16 protein-coding genes and 1 pseudogene are annotated in these 18,831 nt (G+C 71.1%); 9 read left to right on the forward strand and 8 right to left on the reverse strand.

The features are described from left to right. Positions 1-94: 94 nt before the first annotated feature. Complete coding sequence (locus tag AC069X_RS16425; protein ID WP_478729218.1) at positions 95-1,180, forward strand: branched-chain amino acid aminotransferase; 1,086 nt, start codon at positions 95-97, stop codon at positions 1,178-1,180. A gap of 78 nt (positions 1,181-1,258) precedes the next feature. Here the strand turns inward: AC069X_RS16425 and AC069X_RS16430 are convergent, their stop codons facing one another. Beyond that, the gene (locus AC069X_RS16430; protein WP_478729220.1) at positions 1,259-1,411 is read right to left on the reverse strand and encodes a hypothetical protein; all 153 of its coding nucleotides are present in this window, start codon (positions 1,409-1,411) and stop codon (positions 1,259-1,261) included. A gap of 35 nt (positions 1,412-1,446) precedes the next feature. Further along, positions 1,447-2,877, reverse strand: a complete 1,431-nt coding sequence (locus AC069X_RS16435; protein ID WP_478729222.1) for a cytosine permease — start codon at positions 2,875-2,877, stop codon at positions 1,447-1,449. 157 nt (positions 2,878-3,034) lie between these two features. On the opposite strand from AC069X_RS16435, the gene ureA reads away from it, so the two are divergent. From ureA to AC069X_RS16465, 6 genes are all read left to right on the forward strand, one after another. Next, the gene (gene ureA / locus AC069X_RS16440; protein ID WP_478729224.1) at positions 3,035-3,751 is read left to right on the forward strand and encodes an urease subunit gamma; all 717 of its coding nucleotides are present in this window, start codon (positions 3,035-3,037) and stop codon (positions 3,749-3,751) included. A 59-nt stretch (positions 3,752-3,810) separates the two neighbouring features. Next, positions 3,811-5,493: an urease subunit alpha gene (locus AC069X_RS16445; protein WP_478729273.1), complete on the forward strand. Its 1,683-nt coding sequence runs from the start codon at positions 3,811-3,813 to the stop codon at positions 5,491-5,493. Between the two features lie 10 nt (positions 5,494-5,503). Beyond that, positions 5,504-6,550, forward strand: a complete 1,047-nt coding sequence (locus AC069X_RS16450; RefSeq protein ID WP_478729226.1) for an agmatine deiminase family protein — start codon at positions 5,504-5,506, stop codon at positions 6,548-6,550. Positions 6,551-6,580: 30 nt separating this feature from the next. Next, positions 6,581-7,195 (forward strand): TetR/AcrR family transcriptional regulator, encoded by a 615-nt coding sequence (locus AC069X_RS16455; protein WP_478729228.1) that lies wholly within the window; start codon positions 6,581-6,583, stop codon positions 7,193-7,195. Between the two features lie 329 nt (positions 7,196-7,524). After that, complete coding sequence (gene cimA, locus AC069X_RS16460) at positions 7,525-9,147, forward strand: citramalate synthase (RefSeq protein WP_478729230.1); 1,623 nt, start codon at positions 7,525-7,527, stop codon at positions 9,145-9,147. Between the two features lie 95 nt (positions 9,148-9,242). After that, positions 9,243-10,601 carry a hypothetical protein gene (locus AC069X_RS16465; protein ID WP_478729232.1) on the forward strand — a complete coding sequence of 453 codons (1,359 nt, stop codon included), beginning with the start codon at positions 9,243-9,245 and terminating at the stop codon, positions 10,599-10,601. A 50-nt stretch (positions 10,602-10,651) separates the two neighbouring features. Here AC069X_RS16465 and AC069X_RS16470 read toward each other — a convergent pair whose 3' ends face one another. Next, entirely contained in the window at positions 10,652-11,275 is a 624-nt protein-coding gene (locus AC069X_RS16470; RefSeq protein ID WP_478729234.1) for a YceI family protein, read from the reverse strand. Between the two features lie 252 nt (positions 11,276-11,527). Between AC069X_RS16470 and AC069X_RS16475 the strand changes: the two genes are divergently transcribed. Beyond that, entirely contained in the window at positions 11,528-13,111 is a 1,584-nt protein-coding gene (locus AC069X_RS16475) for an acyl-CoA carboxylase subunit beta (protein WP_478729236.1), read from the forward strand. Between the two features lie 23 nt (positions 13,112-13,134). Then, positions 13,135-13,335, forward strand: a complete 201-nt coding sequence (locus AC069X_RS16480; protein WP_478729238.1) for an acyl-CoA carboxylase subunit epsilon — start codon at positions 13,135-13,137, stop codon at positions 13,333-13,335. 246 nt (positions 13,336-13,581) lie between these two features. Here the strand turns inward: AC069X_RS16480 and AC069X_RS16485 are convergent, their stop codons facing one another. From AC069X_RS16485 to AC069X_RS16505, 5 genes and pseudogenes are all read right to left on the reverse strand, one after another. Beyond that, a complete protein-coding gene (locus AC069X_RS16485; RefSeq protein ID WP_007266770.1) occupies positions 13,582-14,166 on the reverse strand; it encodes a GTP-binding protein in 585 nt (194 codons plus the stop codon). Next, positions 14,147-14,701 carry a DUF742 domain-containing protein gene (locus tag AC069X_RS16490; RefSeq protein WP_478729240.1) on the reverse strand — a complete coding sequence of 185 codons (555 nt, stop codon included), beginning with the start codon at positions 14,699-14,701 and terminating at the stop codon, positions 14,147-14,149. Before AC069X_RS16490 ends, AC069X_RS16485 begins: the two co-directional genes overlap by 20 nt. Before the next feature lie 93 nt (positions 14,702-14,794). Next, a complete protein-coding gene (locus AC069X_RS16495) occupies positions 14,795-15,208 on the reverse strand; it encodes a roadblock/LC7 domain-containing protein (protein WP_030037347.1) in 414 nt (137 codons plus the stop codon). A 10-nt stretch (positions 15,209-15,218) separates the two neighbouring features. After that, complete coding sequence (locus tag AC069X_RS16500) at positions 15,219-18,434, reverse strand: sensor histidine kinase (protein WP_478729242.1); 3,216 nt, start codon at positions 18,432-18,434, stop codon at positions 15,219-15,221. 295 nt (positions 18,435-18,729) lie between these two features. Further along, positions 18,730-18,831: pseudogene (locus AC069X_RS16505) on the reverse strand (ATP-binding protein); the annotation flags it as partial.

An 18,831-nucleotide genomic window follows, 5' to 3' on the forward strand; every position in this document is an offset into this window, starting at 1 on the left:
ATCGAACGCGAGGCCGCGGATTACGGGGAAGCTCGGACGTCCTAGTACGCATGAGCGCGGTCCGCCATACCCAACCGGTGAAGGACAAGCACTCATGACGACGCCCACGATCGAGCTCAAGCCCTCCTCGAACCCGCTGTCCGACGCGGAGCGCGAAGCGATCCTGGCCAACCCCGGCTTCGGCCGCCACTTCACCGATCACATGGTGACGATCAAGTGGACCGAGGGCCGCGGCTGGCACGACGCCGAGCTGGTCCCGTACGCTCCGCTGGCGATCGACCCGGCGAACATGACCCTGCACTACGCGCAGACGATCTTCGAGGGCCTCAAGGCGTACCGCCAGCCCGACGGCACCGTCGCCACCTTCCGCCCGCGCGCCAACGCCGAGCGGTTCCAGGCCTCCGCCCGCCGCATGGCCATGCCGGAGCTGCCCGCCGACCTCTTCATCGAGGCCTGCGACGCCCTGATCAAGCAGGACCGCGCCTGGGTGCCGGACTCCGGCGAGGCCTCCCTGTACCTGCGGCCGTTCATGTTCGCGTCCGAGGTCGGCCTCGGCGTCCGCCCGGCCAACGAGTTCCTCTTCATGGTCATCGCCTCGCCCGCCGGCGCCTACTTCCCCGGTGGCGTCAAGCCCGTCTCGGTCTGGCTCTCCGAGGAGTACGTCCGCGCCGTCAAGGGCGGCACCGGCGCCGCGAAGACCGGCGGCAACTACGCGGCCTCCCTCGTCGCCCAGGCCCAGGCCGCCTCGCACGGCTGCGACCAGGTCGTCTGGCTCGACGCGGTCGAGCACCGCTGGATCGAGGAGATGGGCGGCATGAACCTGTACTTCGTGTACGGCGACCGCATCGTCACCCCCGAGCTGACCGGCTCGCTCCTCCCCGGCATCACCCGCGACTCCCTCCTCACCATCGCCCGCGACCTCGGCTACACCGCCGAGGAGGGCCGGATCACCACCGAGGACTGGCAGCGCGACAACGAGAACGGCACCCTGACCGAGGTCTTCGCCTGCGGCACCGCCGCCGTGATCACCCCGGTCGGCTCCGTCAAGTCCGAGCGCGCCAACTGGACCCAGGGCGACGGGCAGCCCGGCGAGGTCACCATGAAGCTCCGCAAGGCGCTCCTGGAGCTCCAGACCGGCCGGACCGCCGACACCCACGGCTGGATGCACCCGCTCGGTTAGGCCGCGCCCCCCGGACACCCGAAGGCCCCCGCGCTGCTGCGCGGGGGCCTTCGGCGTCGCGGTGGGACAGGAGCGTGGTCAGCGCTCCTCGTCCTTCTCCTCGTCCTTCTTCTTGCCGCTCTGGACCGGGCCGTCCGCGACGCCCGTGCCCAGCAGGGTCTCACCGACCACGTAGGCCAGCCCTGCGGCTCCCTTGACGATCTTCGTCGCCACGTATGCGAGCTCTTCCACGACGCCTCCCCGTGTCGTACGCGGCGGCCCCTGTCCTAGTCGGCCGCCGCCATCACTGCTTCCGTCGTCGGAGCGGCGTCCGGTGCCGCCTGCGGCCGGACCGTCAGCGCGGTGTACACCGCGCCGCCGACCAGCCCCGACAGGATGAAACTACAGTCCACCCCGCCGGTGAGCGCCAGCAGAGGGCCCTCGTACACCGGGGTCGACACGGCCGCCAGTCCCACGGCCGCGCCGGCCGCCCAGGAGGCGGTGGCGCGGAGGTTCCAGCCGCCGCTGTACCAGTAGACGCCGCCGCGGGCCCGGCGGTTGAACACCTGGAGCGCGTCGGCGTCGTAGACCCCGCGGCAGCGGACGTAGCCGATCAGGGTGATCACGGCCCAGGGGGTGCCGATCGCGGTGAGCAGCAGGACGAAGGAGGTCATCGCGGACTGGACGTCCCACTCGAAGGAGCCGAAGAAGACGAACGCGGTGGCCACGGCCGCGGCGATCACGGTGGCCGTCGTACGGGTGGCCCTCGGGACGATGGCGTCCAGGTCGAGGCCCATGGAGTAGAGCATCAGCCCGGCGTTGCCCACCGAGCCGGCCGCCGCCGCGAGGAGCAGCGGGGCGAGGTACCAGAAGGGCGCGGCCTCCACGAGCGGCCCGGCGTAGTCGGCGCCGGCCCGGGCGGCGAGGGCGGTGTACGTGCCGAAGAGCTGCGGGACCAGCAGGCCGGCGAGCAGGCCGAGGCAGGTGGCCCAGAAGACCTTGCGGGAGCCGTGGCGGCGGGGGGAGACGTAGCGGGTGTAGTCGCCGAGCAGGGTGATGAAGGCGACGGGCCCGCTGAGACCGGCGGCGACGGCGGCCAGCAGCCAGGTCGGCCAGAAGGAGCCGAGCAGGTACTCCGTGTCCGGCGGGGCGGCGCTCGTGAAGTCCGGGGCGTAGGCGACGAAGCCGACGGCCAGCAGGACCACCATGCCGATGGAGAGCACCTTGCTCATGCGCAGCAGCAGTCGGTAGCCGAAGACGGCGCCGACGACGGTGCACGCGGCGAGCACGCCGTACATCACGGCCCGGGTGAGCCCGTTGTCGGGCATCCCGGTCAGCCGGGACAGGGTCCCGGCCATCACGTCGCCGCCGATCCACAGCGTGAGCGCGGTGTAGCCGAGGGAGAGCAGCAGGCCGACCACGGAGCCGACCAGCCGCCCCCGTACGCCGAACTGGGCGCCGCTGGAGGTGGACAGGTTGGTCGCGGTCCGCAGGGACACCAGGGCGAGCGGCGCGGTGAAGGCGATGCCGACCAGGGTGCCGGTCACGATGGCGGTGACGGAGGGCACCAGCCCGAGTCCGAAGGACGGGGGCAGCCAGCCGAAGACGATCACGCCGAGGCAGAGGTTGGAGCCGAGGAGGATCGAGATCAGGTCACGGGGACTGCTCGTCCGCTCCTCCTCCGGGATGGTGTCGACTCCGCGCTGTTCGATGGGCATGGGGGGACTCCCTTGGCAGGGCGGGGGGTGGTTGCGCATTCGTTTGAGCGGCATTCAATGTGACCTAGGCCGTGGTCAAAGGTCAATGCTTCATTGCGAGGAAATGAAGAGTTAGAGTGATGCTCTAACCCATCGACTCAAAAGGTGGTGGATCGGCGTGCGGCTGACCCCTACGGAGCGCGACCGGCTGCTGCTGCGCAGCGCGGCGGAACTGGCCAGGGCCCGGCGGGCCCGGGGCCTGCGGCTCAACGTCCCCGAGGCCACGGCGCTCATCGCGGACACGGTCTGCGAGGCCGCACGCGACGGCAAACGGCTGGCCGAGGCCATCGAGGAGGCCTGCGGCGTGCTCGGCCCCGGCGACGTGCTGCCCGGCGTGGCCGACGTGGTCACCGAGGTCCACGTGGAGGCCGTCTTCGACGACGGATCCCGCCTCGCGGTGGTCTCCGCTCCCATCCGCGGCGCCGTCCCGCTCGGCGACGACGCCCCGGGCGCGGTCGTTCCCGGCCCCGGCGCCCCGCAGCCCGAACCGCAGGTCCTGCTGCGGGTGCGCAACACCGCCTCCGTGCCGGTCAGCGTCACCTCCCACTTCCACTTCTTCGAGGCGAACCCCCGGCTCGACTTCGACCGTGCCGCCGCCTACGGCATGCGGCTGTGCGTACCGGCGGGCTCCTCGGTGCGCTTCGACCCGCACGGAGAGGGCGAGGTGGGCCTGGTCCCGATCGGCGGTGAGCGCATCGCGATCGGCTTCGCCGGCCTGGTCGACGGCCCCCTGGACGCCCCGGGGGCCAGGCAACAGGCCCTGGCCCGCGCCGCCGCCTGCGGCTACCTGGGCGCCACCACCACCGGGGACGACGCGAAGGGAGACCGGACGTGAGCCGCCAGACCCCCCACACCGACCACAGCGCACACTGCGCCCCCGGCAGCAGCCGGCACATCGACCCGCACGAGTACGCCTCCGTCTTCGGCCCCCGCGCCGGAGACCGGGTGCGGCTCGGCGACTCGGGACTGACCGTCCGGGTGGAGTACGACGCCCAGAAGCCCGGCGACGAGTTCCTGGCCGGCTTCGGCAAGACCGCCCGCGACGGCCTGCACCTCAAGGGCGCCGCCGTCCGCGAGACCTGCGACGTCGTGATCAGCAACGTCCTGGTCATCGACGCCGTCCTCGGCATCAAGAAGGTGTCCATCGGCATCCGCGAGGGCCGCGTCCACGCGATCGGCCGGGCCGGCAACCCGGACACCCTCGACGGCGTGGACGTGGTGGTCGGCACCGGCACGAGCATCGTCTCCGGCGAGGGCCTGATCGCCACCGCCGGCGCCGTGGACACCCACGTCCACCTGCTCTCCCCGCGCATCATGGAGGCCTCCCTCGCCGCCGGTGTCACCACCGTCATCGGCCAGGAGTTCGGCCCGGTCTGGGGCGTCGGCGTCAACTCCCCCTGGGCGCTGAAGCACGCCTTCAACGCCTTCGACGCCTGGCCCGTCAACATCGGCTTCCTCGCCCGGGGCTCCTCCTCCGACGCCGCGCCCCTGGTCGAGGCCCTGGCCGAGGGCGGCGCCTCCGGCTTCAAGGTCCACGAGGACATGGGCGCCCACACCCGCGCCCTGGACACCGCACTGCGCGTGGCGGAGGAGTACGACGTCCAGGTCGCCCTGCACAGCGACGGCCTCAACGAGTGCCTCTCCGTCGAGGACACCCTGCGCGTCCTGGAAGGCCGCACCATCCACGCCTTCCACATCGAGGGCTGCGGCGGCGGACACGTCCCCAACGTCCTGAAGATGGCGGGCGTGCCGAACGTGATCGGCTCCTCCACCAACCCGACCCTGCCCTTCGGCCGGGACGCCGTCGCCGAGCACTACGGCATGATCGTCTCCGTCCACGACCTCAAGCCCGACCTGCCGGGCGACGCCGCCATGGCCCGCGACCGGATCCGCGCGGGCACCATGGGCGCCGAGGACGTCCTGCACGACCTCGGGGCCATCGGCATCACCTCCTCCGACGCCCAGGGGATGGGCCGCGCCGGCGAGACCATCCGCCGTACCTTCGCCATGGCGGCCAAGATGAAGGGCGAGCTCGGCCCCCTGGAGGGCGACGGCGACGGCGACGACAACGCCCGCGTGCTGCGCTACATGGCCAAGCTGACGATCAACCCGGCCATCGCCCACGGCCTGGCCCACGAGATCGGCTCCATCGAGGTCGGCAAGCTCGCCGACATCGTGCTCTGGCGCCCCCAGTTCTTCGGCGCCAAGCCGCAGCTGGTCCTCAAGTCCGGCTTCCCCGCCTACGGAGTCACCGGCGACCCCAACGCCGCCACCGACACCTGCGAACCCCTCGTCCTCGGCCCGCAGTTCGGCTCCTACGGGGCCACCGCCGCCGACATCTCCGTGGCCTTCGTCTCGGCGGCCGCCGCGGCCCTCGGCTCCGACGCGATGCCGACCCGCCGGCGCCGGGTGGCCGTACGCGGCACCCGTGGCATCGGCCCCAAGGACATGCTCCTCAACTCCCGGGTGGGCGCGGTCGATGTCGACGCGCGCAGCGGACTCGTCTCCCTCGACGGGGAACCGCTGCGCTCCGAAGCGGCCGACTCGGTCTCCCTCAACCGCCTGTACTTCCTCTAAGGACCCCGCCATGACTGCACAGCCCGCCAAGCCCTCGAACGACGGCTTCCGGATGCCCGCCGAGTGGACCCCCCACGAGCGCACCTGGATGGCCTGGCCCAGCCCCAACCCCACCTTCACCAACGAGCAGGAGCTCGCCGAGGCCCGCCAGGCCTGGGGAGCCGTCGCCCGCGCCGTGCGCGCGTACGAGCCCGTGACCCTCGTGGTCTCCCCGGGCGACGCCGAGAGCGCCCGGGCGGTCGTCGGGGACGACGTCCAGCTCGTCGAGCGGGAGCTCGACGACGCCTGGATGCGCGACATCGGCCCGACCTTCGTGACCAATGACGCCGGAGAGCTGGCCGCCGTCGACTGGACCTTCAACGGCTGGGGCGCCCAGGAGTGGGCCCGCTGGGACCACGACTCGAAGATCGCCCGGCACGTCTCCGACATCGTCGGCACCCGCACCTACAGCACCCGACTGGTCAACGAGGGCGGCGCCATCCACGTCGACGGCGAGGGCACCGTCCTCCTCACCGACACCGTGCAGCTCGGCGAGGGCCGCAACCCCGGCTGGACGCGCCGGCAGGTGGAGGAGGAGATCCACGCCCACCTCGGCACCACCAAGGCGATCTGGCTGCCCTACGGCCTGGCCGGCGACTACGGCACCTACGGCACCCAGGGCCACGTCGACATCGTCGCCGCCTTCGCCCGCCCCGGCGTCGTCATGGTCCACACCCAGCCCGACCCGGCCCACCCGGACCACGAGCGCTGCAAGACCATCGCCGCCATCCTGCGCGCCTCCACCGACGCCCGGGGCCGGCTGCTGGAGGTCGTCGAGGTCCCCGCGCCGACCGTGCTGGAGGAGGACGGCGAGTGGGTGGACTACTCGTACATCAACCACTACCTCTGCAACGGGGGCGTGGTGCTGTGCGCCTTCGACGACCCGCGCGACGAGGAAGCCGCCGAGATCTTCCGCGGACTGTTCCCCGAGCGGACCGTGACCCTCGTTGACGCACGTACGATTTTCGCCGGGGGTGGCGGTATCCACTGCATCACCCAGCAGCAGCCGAAGGTCTGACCCGAGGCGGACCTCGTGAAGGAGTGACCCATGGTGGCGGGTGGAGTACCGGTACGGGCGGCGCGCAAGAACGCGCCCCCGCGCGAGGACGTACTCGCCGCCGCCATGGCCACGATCGCCGAACGCGGACTGGACGGCCTGACCATGGCCGGCCTCGGCCGGCAGGTCGGCATGAGCAGCGGCCACCTCCTCTACTACTTCGGCAGCAAGGACGAACTCCTGCTGCAGACCCTGGAGTGGAGCGAGGCCGCCCTCGGCACCGAGCGGCGGGCCCTGCTCGCCCGCCGCGGCCCGGCGCGCGAGCGCGTACGGGCGTACGTGGACCTGTACGTGCCCGACGGCCCCCGGGACCCGCACTGGACCCTCTGGCTGGAGGTCTGGAACCGGTCCCAGAACGCCGGCCCCCAGGAGCGCGAACGGCAGGCCGCCATCGAGGGCGCCTGGCACCGCGACCTCGTCGCCCTGCTCGCCGAGGGCATCTCCCGGGGCGAGTTCCGCGCGGTGGACCCCGACCGCTTCGCCGCCCGGCTCCGGGCCCTGCTCGACGGGTTCAGCATCCAGGTCGCCGTGGGCCTGCCCGGCCTGGGGCGCGAGGACATCCTGGAACACGTCGAGGAGTTCCTCGCCGACACCCTCACCGACTAGGCGGGCACGGAGGCCGTCTGCCGGACGCGGGCGTCCCGCATGCTGAGACCGGCGTCCATCGCCGACGGGGCTTGTGACACACTGCGGGCGTGTCTGCTCGGCTCATGATTATGGACAGCAGCGCGCCGGTCCTCAGTGACCGCTGAAACCGTGGACGACCTCCGCGGCAGCGGCCACCGTGCCTCAGACCCGCGCGCAGACCTCTCGCACCCGCGAGGGGTCTTTTCGTTTCCAAGGGCAGAAACATGCCGGAACCGGGCGGCGCGCGATGATGGGGGCAGTGGATCCCCGGTCTCCGGAACCACTCATCCGACAGGAGTCAGATCAGCATGACGACGACAGAGGCGATCCAGCCGACAGCGGCCCTCGACGACGCCTTCCACGTCTTCGACACCACCCTGCGCGACGGAGCCCAGCGTGAGGGCATCAACCTCACGGTCGCGGACAAGCTGACCATCGCCCGGCACCTGGACGAGTTCGGAGTCGGCTTCATCGAGGGCGGCTGGCCCGGCGCCAACCCCCGCGACACCGAGTTCTTCGCCCGCGCCCGGGCCGAGATCGACTTCAAGAACGCCCGGCTCGTCGCCTTCGGCGCCACCCGCCGGGCCGGCGGCGACGCCGCCTCCGACCCGCAGGTGCGCGCCCTCCTCGAATCCGGCGCGCCCGTCATCACCCTCGTCGCCAAGTCCCACGACCGCCACGTCGAGCTCGCGCTGCGCACCACCCTGGACGAGAACCTGGAGATGGTCCGCGACACCGTCTCGCACCTCGTCGCGCAGGGCCGGCGGGTCTTCGTCGACTGCGAGCACTTCTTCGACGGCTACCGCGCCAACGCCGAGTACGCCAAGTCCGTGGTCCGCACCGCCCACGAGGCCGGCGCCGACGTCGTCATCCTCTGCGACACCAACGGCGGCATGCTCCCCGCCCAGATCACCGCCGTCGTCTCCACCGTCCTCGCCGACACCGGGGCCCGCCTCGGCATCCACGCCCAGGACGACACCGGCTGCGCCGTCGCCAACACCCTGGCCGCCGTCGACGCGGGCGCCACGCACGTCCAGTGCACCGCCAACGGCTACGGCGAGCGCGTCGGCAACGCCAACCTCTTCCCCGTCGTCGCCGCGCTGGAGATCAAGTACGGCCGCAAGGTCCTCCCCGAGGGCGCGCTCGCGGAGATGACCCGCATCTCCCACGCCATCGCCGAGGTCGTCAACCTCACCCCCTCCACGCACCAGCCGTACGTCGGCGTCTCCGCCTTCGCCCACAAGGCCGGCCTGCACGCCTCGGCGATCAAGGTCGACCCGGACCTGTACCAGCACATCGATCCCGAGCGCGTCGGCAACACCATGCGCATGCTCGTCTCCGACATGGCCGGCCGCGCCTCCATCGAGCTCAAGGGCAAGGAACTCGGCGTCGACCTCGGCGGCGACCGCGCGCTGATCGCCCGCGTCGTCGAGCGGGTCAAGGAACGCGAGCTGGCGGGCTACACCTACGAGGCCGCCGACGCCTCCTTCGAGCTTCTGCTGCGCGCCGAGGTCGAGGGCCGGGCGCGCCGGTACTTCCGTACCGAGTCCTGGCGGGCCATCGTCGAGGACCGCCCCGACGGCACCCACGCCAACGAGGCCACCGTCAAGCTGTGGGCCAAGGGCGAGCGGATCGTCGCCACGGCGGAGGGCAACGGCCCGGTCAACGCCCTCGACCGCGCGCTGCGGGTGGCGCTGGAGCGGTTCTACCCCCAGCTGGCCAAGTTCGAGCTGGTGGACTACAAGGTCCGCATCCTGGAGGGCAAGCACGGGACGGAGTCCACGACCCGGGTCCTGATCTCCACGACGGACGGCACCAACGAGTGGAACACGGTGGGCGTGGCCCCCAACGTCATCGCGGCCTCCTGGCAGGCCCTGGAGGACGCCTACACCTTCGGCCTCCTCCACGCGGGCGTGGAACCGGCCGAGTAGCCCGGGTCCGTGGACCGCGCCGCCCATCCGGACTCCCGATCCGGGCTTATGTCCCGCTCACACATGAAATGACCGGTTCGGGTAGCGTCGTCGGTATGAGGACCAGGCTGATATCCGTACGCATGGGATCGGTGCTGTCCGGTCTGCTGCTGGCCCTGTCCGTCGGTGCGCTCGGGGCCGCTCCGCAGGCGGCCGCCGCCGACGGGGGGATCGCCGCCGTGGCCCAGGCGCTGAAGAAGGGGCCGGTCCACGTGGACCCCGGGGCCGCCGCGCAGCTGTCGCCGGCCCAGGCGGACGCCCTGGCCGACAAGATCAGGGCGGCGGGCAAGCCGGTGTTCGTCGCCGTGCTGCCGGCCACCGCCGAGTTCCCGCAGGACAAGGTGCTCGGTGCCGTGCGCGCCGAGACCGGGATCACCGGGCTGTACGCGATCCGGCTCGGCGACGGGTTCAAGGCGGGCGCCGACCCGGCCGTCATGTCGCGGAACGCCGTACACAACCTCACCGAAGCCGTGAAGACCGGCGGGCCGGCGGACGCCGCGAGCCAGCTGAACGACTTCGTCGACCAGGCCCTGACCCAGGCCAAGGGCAGGGCCCCGGCCTCCTGGGCCGGCGCCTCCGACGGCGGCGGTTCCTCCGCCGGGGCGATGATCGCCCTCGGCGCGGTGGTCCTCGCGGGCGGCGGCGGGACGTACCTGCTGGTCAAGCGGAACCGGAAGAAGAAGGAAGAGGCCCGGCGGGAGGCCGTCGCGCGGCTGAGCGTGGTCGTGGACGAGGACATCACCGCCTTCGGCGAGGAACTCGAACGCCTCGACTTCCACCCCGGCGAGCCCGGCGCCGACGACGCGATGCGCAAGGACTACGAGCAGGGCCTGGACTCCTACGAGCGGGCCAAGCGGATCATGGCCTCGGTGCGGGAGCCGCACGAGGTGAAGGGGGTCACCCAGGCGCTGGAGGACGGGCGGTTCGCGCTGGCCCGGCTCGATGCCCGCCGGCAGGGCGAGCCGCTGCCCGAGCGCCGCGCGCCCTGCTTCTTCGACCCGCGCCACGGGCCGAGCACGGAGGACGCCGCCTGGGCCCCGGCGGGCGGTGCCGCGCGCACCGTGCCGGTCTGCGCGGCGGACGCCGTACGGCTGCGGGACGGCCTGGACCCGGAGGTCCGCACCGTCGACACGGAGCACGGCAGGCGCCCGTACTACGACGCGGGCCCGGCGTACGGGCCCTGGGCCGGCGGTTACTTCGGCGGCGGCATCCTGCCCGGCCTGCTGATGGGCACGATGCTCGGTTCGATGATGGCCGGCCCGGCCTACGCCTCGGACTTCGGCTCCGGGTACGGCTACGAGGGAGGGGACGTCTCGGGAGCCGACTTCGACCCGTCCGACTTCGGCGGCGGGGACTTCGGCGGCGGTGGCGGCTTCGACGGGGGCGGCGGCTTCGACGGCGGGGGCGGCTGGTAGCCGCCCCCGGGGCTCCGCTCGGGGCCTGTCCGGCCGTACGGCCGGGACGGTCAGGCCTGCTTGATCGCCGAGATGTCGAAGGTCAGCTTCACCTTGTCGCTGACCATCACGCCGCCCGCCTCCAGGGCCGCGTTCCAGGTCAGGCCCCAGTCGGAGCGCAGGATCTCCGCGGAGCCCTCGAAGCCCACGCGCTCGCTGCCGTAGACGTCGGTGGCCGAGCCGGAGAACTCCAGGTCGATGGAGAGCGGACGCGTCACGTCCTTGATCGTCAGCTCGCCCGTGATGCGGTACTTGTCGCCGCCCAGCTGCGCCGCCGAGGTGGAGCGGAAGGTCATCAGCGGGAAGAGCTCGGCGTCGAAGAAGTCGCTGCCCAGCAGGTGGGCGTCACGGTCGGCGATGCCGGTGCCGACCGAGGCGATCCGTACGTCGATGGAGGCGGTGGAGCGCGACGGGTCGCTCCCGTCCAGGTGCAGGGAGCCCTCGTGGTCGGCGAAGGAGCCGCGGACGTTGGTCACCATCGCGTGGCGCACGGTGAAGCCGATGCTGCTGTGCGCGGGGTCGATGACGTAGTCACCGGTGAGCGCGGCGAGCGCCGGGTCGACGTCGAGCGTGGCGACCGGGCCGCCGCCCTGCGGGGCGGAGTTCTGGCCGGAGCGGCGGGAGAAGAGACCCATGACATCCTCCTGGGGATTCCTGCGGTGTGGTTCAACTTTCAACAACAATGACGCTAGACCCATTCCGTTCAAATTTCAACTTCCTGGGTCCTTCGGTCCCCGTTTTGTTGAATCTCCACAAAGGCCAAAGGTCCCCACTGGGGGAGTCCATGCATGCTTCGGAGGTTCTGTCCGGGCCGGACAGCGGAGGGGGTCCGAGACTGTGTAGAACCAACGGAGGGTTTTGATGGCCACGCTTCGTAAGGTCGGTACATGACCGTTGTGGACCAGACTCCGAGCGAGCCGACGGACGCCCGCGGGCGCGTGGCCGAGCTGCACTCCCTCCGCGAGGAGGCCCGGCGCGGCCCCAGCGACCGCGCGACCGAAGCGCAGCACGCCAAGGGCAAGCTGACCGCACGCGAGCGCATCGCGCTCCTGCTCGACGAAGGTTCCTTCAGGGAGGTCGAGCAGCTCCGCCGGCACCGGGCGACCGGTTTCGGGCTGGAGGCGAAGAAGCCCTACACCGACGGTGTGATCACCGGCTGGGGCACGGTCGAGGGCCGCACGGTCTTCGTCTACGCGCACGACTTCCGGATCTTCGGCGGTGCCCTGGGCGAGGCCCACGCCACGAAGATCCACAAGATCATGGACATGGCCATCGCGGCGGGTGCCCCGCTGGTCTCCCTCAACGACGGGGCCGGCGCCCGCATCCAGGAGGGCGTCTCCGCCCTCGCGGGCTACGGCGGCATCTTCCAGCGCAACACCCGGGCCTCGGGCGTCATCCCGCAGATCTCGGTGATGCTGGGCCCGTGCGCCGGCGGCGCCGCGTACTCCCCTGCCCTGACGGACTTCGTCTTCATGGTCCGGGACACCTCGCAGATGTTCATCACCGGCCCCGACGTCGTGCGCGCCGTCACCGGTGAGGAGATCACCCAGAACGGCCTCGGCGGCGCCGACGTGCACGCCGAGACCTCGGGCGTCGCGCACTTCGCGTACGACGACGAGGAGACCTGCATCGCCGAGGTCCGCTACCTCATCACGATGCTCCCCTCGAACAACCGCGAGAACCCCCCGGTCCACGAGAACACCGACCCGGTCGACCGGCGTTCGGACGTCCTGCTGGACCTGGTCCCCGCCGACGGCAACCGCCCGTACGACATGCTCAAGGTCATCGAGGAGCTCGTCGACGACGGCGACGTCCTGGAGGTCCACGAGCGCTGGGCCCGCAACATCATCTGCGCCCTGGCCCGCCTGGACGGCCAGGTCGTCGGCATCATCGCCAACCAGCCCGGCCACCTCGCCGGTGTCCTGGACATCCACGCCTCCGAGAAGGCCGCGCGCTTCGTCCAGATGTGCGACGCCTTCAACATCCCGATCGTCACGCTGCTGGACGTCCCCGGCTTCCTGCCGGGCGTCGACCAGGAGCACGGCGGCATCATCCGCCACGGCGCCAAACTGCTGTACGCGTACTGCAACGCCACGGTGCCGCGGATCTCGCTGATCCTGCGCAAGGCCTACGGCGGCGCGTACATCGTCATGGACTCCCAGTCCATCGGTGCCGACCTCACCTACGCCTGGCCCACCAACGAGATCGCCGTCATGGGCGCCGAGGGCGCCGCCAACGTGATCTTCCGCAAGCAGATCGCAGACGCCGAGGACCCCGAGGCGATGCGGTCCCGGATGGTCAAGGAATACAAGGCCGAGCTGATGCACCCGTACTACGCGGCCGAGCGCGGCCTCGTGGACGACGTCATCGACCCCGCCGAGACCCGCGGGGTGCTCGCCGGCGCCCTCGCGATGCTCCGCACCAAGCACGCCGATCTGCCGTCTCGCAAGCACGGCAACCCGCCGCAGTAACGAGCGAAGGAGACCTGCCGACGATGAGCACCGCCACCGACACCCTGCTGAAGGTCGAGAAGGGCAACGCCGAGCCCGAGGAGCTGGCCGCGATCACCGCGATCCTCCTCGCCCGCGCCGCCGCCACCCCGGAGGAGACCGCCGCCACCCGCCGTTCCACGGCCGGCTGGCGCCGTCTGGAGCGCAGCCGGGGCTTCCAGGCCCCCCACAGCTGGCGCGGCTGAGCACGGAGCACGCACGAACCGCCGGAAGGCCCCGCACCCCCCGAGGGTGCGGGGCCTTCCGCGTACCCGCCACGGCCCCGCCCGCCGTGGCCCACCCGGGCCACGAGGGCCCGGAGGCCGGGGGTGCGGGCCTTCCGGGCGCGGGCCTTCCGGGCGCGGGCTTCCGGGTACGGCGAAGGCCCCCGTGTCGTGGACACGGGGGCCTTCCCACGTTCCTGCGGCACCCTGGGGGCGCCCCGGAACCCCTTACCGCAGCCGCGCCATGAGGGCGTGCTCGACGAGCGTGATGAGTGCGCTCTTGGCGTCCGCGCGGTGGCGGGCGTCGGTGGTGATGATGGGGGCGTCGGGGCCGATCTGGAGGGCCTCGCGTACTTCTTCGGGGGTGTAGGGCTGGTGTCCGTCGAAGCCGTTGAGGGCGATGACGAAGGGGAGGCCCGAGTTCTCGAAGTAGTCGACGGCGGGGAAGCAGTCGGCGAGGCGGCGGGTGTCGACGAGGACGACGGCGCCGATGGCGCCGCGTACGAGGTCGTCCCACATGAACCAGAAGCGGTCCTGTCCGGGGGTACCGAAGAGGTACAGGATCAGGTCCTGGTCCAGGGTGATGCGGCCGAAGTCCATGGCGACCGTGGTGGTCGTCTTGTCACCGGTGTGGGTGAGGTCGTCGATACCCGCGGAGGCACTGGTCATGACGGCTTCGGTGCGCAGGGGGTTGATCTCGGAGACCGCGCCGACGAACGTGGTCTTGCCCACGCCGAAGCCGCCCGCCACCACGATCTTCGCGGAGGTGGTGGAGCGCGGAGCCGCTCCGCCGTTAGAGCTTGCGAAGTCCACTGAGCACCCTTTCGAGCAGTGTCACATCTGGCTGGCCGCCGGCAGACTCGTCGCCGCCGGGCTGGTGAATGGCGACAAGGCCCGCCTCCGCCAGGTCGGCGACGAGGATTCGGGCGACACCAAGAGGAATGGAGAGAAGTGCCGAGATCTCCGCGACGGATTTGATCTCCTGGCACAGACGGCAGATGCGCTGGTGCTCGGGCAACTGCCCTTGCAGACGCGCGGGATCCGCCGTGGTACTGACCAGCGCCTCGATGGCGAGCTGGTAGCGCGGCCGGGTACGGCCGCCGGTCATCGCGTACGGGCGCACCAGCGGGTTGTGCGCCTTCGGGGCCTGCGGCTGCGCGGCCCTGGGGGGCTGCTGCGGAAGCCGGTGGGGCGCCTGGGGCTGCTGGGGCTGGCCGTACTGCTGCTGGGCGTAGGGGTTGTGCTCCGGCACGGGCCGGCTGGGGGAGGAGGGGAAGTTGAAGCGGTTCTGGTCGTGCCCACCCTGCGGCTGCTGGCCGCCATAAGGATGTCCTCCGGGTGTTGTCACGTTTCCTCCTCCGACTCCAAGAACGCAGTACTCCCTGTGGAACCGCGCCACCGCACCCTACGGTGCGATGACGCGAAACGCACTGCCCGTTTGCTAGTTGAGAAGGCTTCCCTGGAGCTCCGCGCGCAGGTCCGGGGTGAGGACGCTGCCCGCGCGGTCCACGAGGAGGGCCATCTCGTAGCCCACGAGGCCGATGTCGCACTCGGGGTGCGCCAGCACCGCGAGCGAGGATCCGTCGGAGACGGACATCAGGAAGAGGAACCCGCGGTCCATCTCGACCACGGTCTGGTTGACGGCGCCGCCCTCGAAGATCCGGGAGGCACCGGCGGTCAGCGAGGTCAGGCCGGAGGCCACGGCCGCCAGCTGATCGGCGCGGTCGCGCGGGAATCCGTCGGACATCGCCAGCAGAAGGCCGTCGGCGGAGACCACCACCGTGTGGGACACCCCGGGGGTGTTGTCCACGAAGTTGGTGATCAACCAGTTCAGGTTCTGCGCCGCCTGGCTCATCGCGCTCACACTAACGCTCCTGGTCATAGCTGTTACTTGACTGCTCGGAACCCGCGCTGCGTCCCTGCTGGACACCGCGGCGCAGGTTGCTCAACCTGCCACGGACGTCCTCCGGGGCGCGGGAGACCTGGGGGCCTCCCTGCGGGGTCGTCTCCGCAGCACCCTCGACCAGGTTGGCCTTGGGCACGCGCCGAGGGAGACCGGACGAGGTGACCCCGCCCGCCTTCGGCTCACGGAGCTTGCCGGCCTGCTGCCAGCGCTCGTCGTTCGTCGAGCGCCAGCCCGCGCCGGCTGCTGCCTCCTCCGCATCCTGCTTCGGTGCGGCGGACTGCTGCTGTCGCTGCGGCCGCTGCTCGAAGAGGGATCCGGCGGACTCCGCTTCCTGCTGTGCCGGCTGCCACTGCTGCTGGCTGCCGCGTCGCGGCAGGCCCGCTCCGGTCAACTCGTGACCGGCGTCGGCAGCGGCGCCCGGACGGTCGAAGCCTACGCGGTCCACGGCCGGTTCGGGAGCGGAGGGCGATTCCGAATCGGTCCCGTAATCCTGCTGGTAGGAGCCCGAGTAGGTGTTCTGCCCGGGCCACTCGCCCTGCTGGGACTGGTCCTCGTAGCCGCCGTCGTACGCCTGGGCGGGCTGCTGCCCGTCCTGGTAGCCGGACTCCGGATAGGCATAGCCCTGCTCCGGGTACGCCTCGTAGGCCTGCGGCTGCTGCTGTGCGTCGTACGGGGCCTCGTAGCCCTGCGCGGACTGCTGCTCGTAGCCCTGGTACTCCTGGTACCCGTGCTCGGGCTGGGGTTCCGGATACTCCTGGGCCTGCGGCGCGGAGTACTGGTCCCGCTCCTGCTCCTGTTCCGGAGCCTGCGGGAAGTTGAGCTGCGCCTCCAGCGCGGCCCGGCGCTCCTCGCGGCCCAGGGACCGCACGACCGGGTCGGCCGGCTTCGCGTCGCCGCCCTGGCCGCCCTGGGCGTCGTAGCGGGAGTCGTCGAAGCCGAGCTCGGCGGCCGTCCGCAGCGGGGCGGCCTGCTGGGCCTTCTGCTGCGGAATGATCGAGGAGACGGTGAAGTCGTCGTCCGGTATGCCCTCGCCACCGCCACCGTGGGTGATGGCGTCGGGGAGCATGACCAGCGAGGTGGTGCCGGCCGCCTCGCCCGAGGGGCGCAGCTGGACGCGGATGCTGTGGCGGTCCGCCAGCCGGCCGACCACGAAGAGGCCCATGCGCTGCGAGATCGCGGCGTCCACGGTCGGCGGGTTGGCCAGCTTGTGGTTGATGTCCGCGAAGTCCTCGGCGGTGAGGCCGATGCCCTTGTCGTGGATCTCGACCATCACGCGGCCGTCGGGCAGACGGGTGGCGTTGACGCGGACCTTGGTCTGCGGGGAGGAGAACGTGGTGGCGTTCTCCAGGAGCTCGGCGAGCAGGTGCACGAGGTCGGTCACGGCCTGGCCGTGGATCTCGGCCTCGGACACGCCCGAGAGCTCGATGCGCTCGTACTGCTCCACCTCGGAGGAGGCGGCGCGCAGCACGTCGACGAGGGGGACCGGCTGGTCCCAGCGGCGGCCCGGGTTCTCACCCGCGAGGATGAGGAGGTTTTCGCCGTTGCGGCGCATACGGGTGGCCAGGTGGTCCAGGCGGAAGAGGTTCTCCAGCTGGTCCGGGTCCGCCTCGTTGTTCTCCAGGTCGGTGATGAGGGTCAGCTGGCCCTCGATCAGCGACTGGTTGCGCATGGAGAGGTTGGTGAAGATCGCGTTGACGTTCCCTCGCAGGAGCGCCTGCTCGGCCGCGAGCCGGACCGCTTCCTGGTGGACCTGGTCGAAGGCGCGGGCGACCTCGCCGATCTCGTCCCGGGAGGTGATCGGGATCGGCACCACACGGGTGTCGACCTTGCCCGGGTCGGTGCGCGAGAGCTGGTCGACGAGCGCCGGCAGGCGCTGCTCGGCGATGTCGAAGGCGGAGGTGCGCAGACGGCGCATCGAGCGGCTCATCTGGCGCGCCATCATGGCGGCCAGGATGAAGGCGGCCAGCAGGGCCACGACCACGATGGCACCGGTCAGGATGGCGTCGCCGCGGGACTTGTCGGAGACCGCGACGGCGTCCTTGACGGCCTTGTCGAGGAGGTCCTTCTCGATCTCGGCGTAGCCCTCGAACTTGGCGGTGGCGGCGGCCTGCCAGGCCGGAGCGGTGGTGCCGTTCAGGGCGAGCTTGGTGTTCTTCTCGCCGCTGGCTATCGCCTCGGTCATGCCGGTGAGGGCGGAGCCGTTGACCACGGGCGGAGCCTTGAAGACGGTGCCGGCCTGCTCGGCGGCCTGCTTGGCCTGGGCGAGCTTGGCGGCACCCTCCTGGGACTTCTTGCCCATGACCTCCTTGAGCCGGTTGGTGTCCTCGTCCGTGCCGGCGGCGACGTACTCGCCGATGGCGATCTCTTCGAGGTAGGCGTAGGAGGAGAAGGCGACGAGCTGGGCCTTGCGGATCTCCTCGTTCTCGTTCGGACGCACCAGCAGGTGCGTGCCGACGGAGCGCTGGAGGGAGTTCGCGGCCTTGGCGAGCTCGACCGCGTAGACCATGCGGCCGTAGCTGGTGACGTTTCCGGTGCCCAGGCCCAGTTCGTTGGAGAACTGCATGAGGTAGTGCTGGACCAGCACGTAGCCCTCTTCGGTCGGGATGGGGCCGGCCGAGGCGGGGAGGTTCTTCTTCTGGGTCTCCGGAACGGCGTAGGCCGTCTTGCGGACCTGCTCCAGCTTCGGCTCCTCCTGGCGGAAGAGTTCGAGGCGGCGCTCCAGGCCCTGCTTCTCGGGGAGGTCCTTCACGGCCTTGGCGAACTTGGCCTTGGCCGCGTCCGTGGAAGCGTAGGCCTTCGCCACGGCGTCGTTGTTGCGGTCGCCCTTCAGCAGGGGCTCGGCGGTGAGGTCGCGCTCGTTGAGGAGGGCCTGGCCGTATTCGGCCGCGGCCTGGACGATCCGGGCGGTCTTCTCGGCGTCCTTGGCCTCGTTCCAGCTGTCGACCGAGCCCTTCACCTGGAAGCCGCCCATGACCAGTCCGACGAGGACCGGCACCATGAGGATGGCGTTCAGCTTGGTGGCGACCCGCCAGTTGCGGGGGGAGAGCTTGCTGGTGCTGCCGCTGCTCGTGGGTGGTTCCACGGGCACGTCGACGGGCGACATGGCCGCGCGCGGCGGCGGGGTGAAGTTGCCTCGCGCGGGTTCATCCGCGGGGCTCGAGTTGCTTCGCCTCACTCGACCAACAACCTCTCGGCGGTGCTACTAGCTGGTTCGTTGAATTCCAGCACGGTTGAGCGCCGGGTTCCAAACAGTTGAATCCGGCCATTCCCAGAACCTAGCGCCCCACATAAATCGGACATAAAGAGCGACCTGCGGCAAAAAAGGGGTGCTCCGTGCGCGCAGCGAGACCGGCCGAACGCGGGCTGTGTCCGCCCGACGGCAATTCACTGTCGAAACGTTATGAACGCGAGGGGCGGGCCGTGTTCGAGAACACAACCCGCCTCCGCCGTACCGCCTTGTTTCCGGCGAATTACTTGAGCCGCGCCATGAGGGCGTGCTCGACGAGCGTGATGAGTGCGCTCTTGGCGTCCGCGCGGTGGCGGGCGTCGGTGGTGATGATGGGGGCGTCGGG

Source organism: Streptomyces sp. NPDC043896, assembly GCF_056435605.1.

Excerpts from the sequence above, each read along its gene's own strand:
- AC069X_RS16425 (WP_478729218.1), top strand. The coding sequence starts at position 95 with ATGACGACGCCCACGATCGAGCTCAAGCCCTCCTCGAACCCGCTGTCC.
- AC069X_RS16450 (WP_478729226.1), top strand. The coding sequence starts at position 5,504 with ATGACTGCACAGCCCGCCAAGCCCTCGAACGACGGCTTCCGGATGCCC.
- AC069X_RS16465 (WP_478729232.1), top strand. The coding sequence starts at position 9,243 with ATGAGGACCAGGCTGATATCCGTACGCATGGGATCGGTGCTGTCCGGT.
- AC069X_RS16480 (WP_478729238.1), top strand. The coding sequence starts at position 13,135 with ATGAGCACCGCCACCGACACCCTGCTGAAGGTCGAGAAGGGCAACGCC.
- AC069X_RS16475 (WP_478729236.1), top strand. The coding sequence starts at position 11,528 with ATGACCGTTGTGGACCAGACTCCGAGCGAGCCGACGGACGCCCGCGGG.
- AC069X_RS16435 (WP_478729222.1), bottom strand. The coding sequence starts at position 2,877 with ATGCCCATCGAACAGCGCGGAGTCGACACCATCCCGGAGGAGGAGCGG.
- AC069X_RS16470 (WP_478729234.1), bottom strand. The coding sequence starts at position 11,275 with ATGGGTCTCTTCTCCCGCCGCTCCGGCCAGAACTCCGCCCCGCAGGGC.
- AC069X_RS16455 (WP_478729228.1), top strand. The coding sequence starts at position 6,581 with ATGGTGGCGGGTGGAGTACCGGTACGGGCGGCGCGCAAGAACGCGCCC.
- cimA (WP_478729230.1), top strand. The coding sequence starts at position 7,525 with ATGACGACGACAGAGGCGATCCAGCCGACAGCGGCCCTCGACGACGCC.
- AC069X_RS16495 (WP_030037347.1), bottom strand. The coding sequence starts at position 15,208 with ATGAGCCAGGCGGCGCAGAACCTGAACTGGTTGATCACCAACTTCGTG.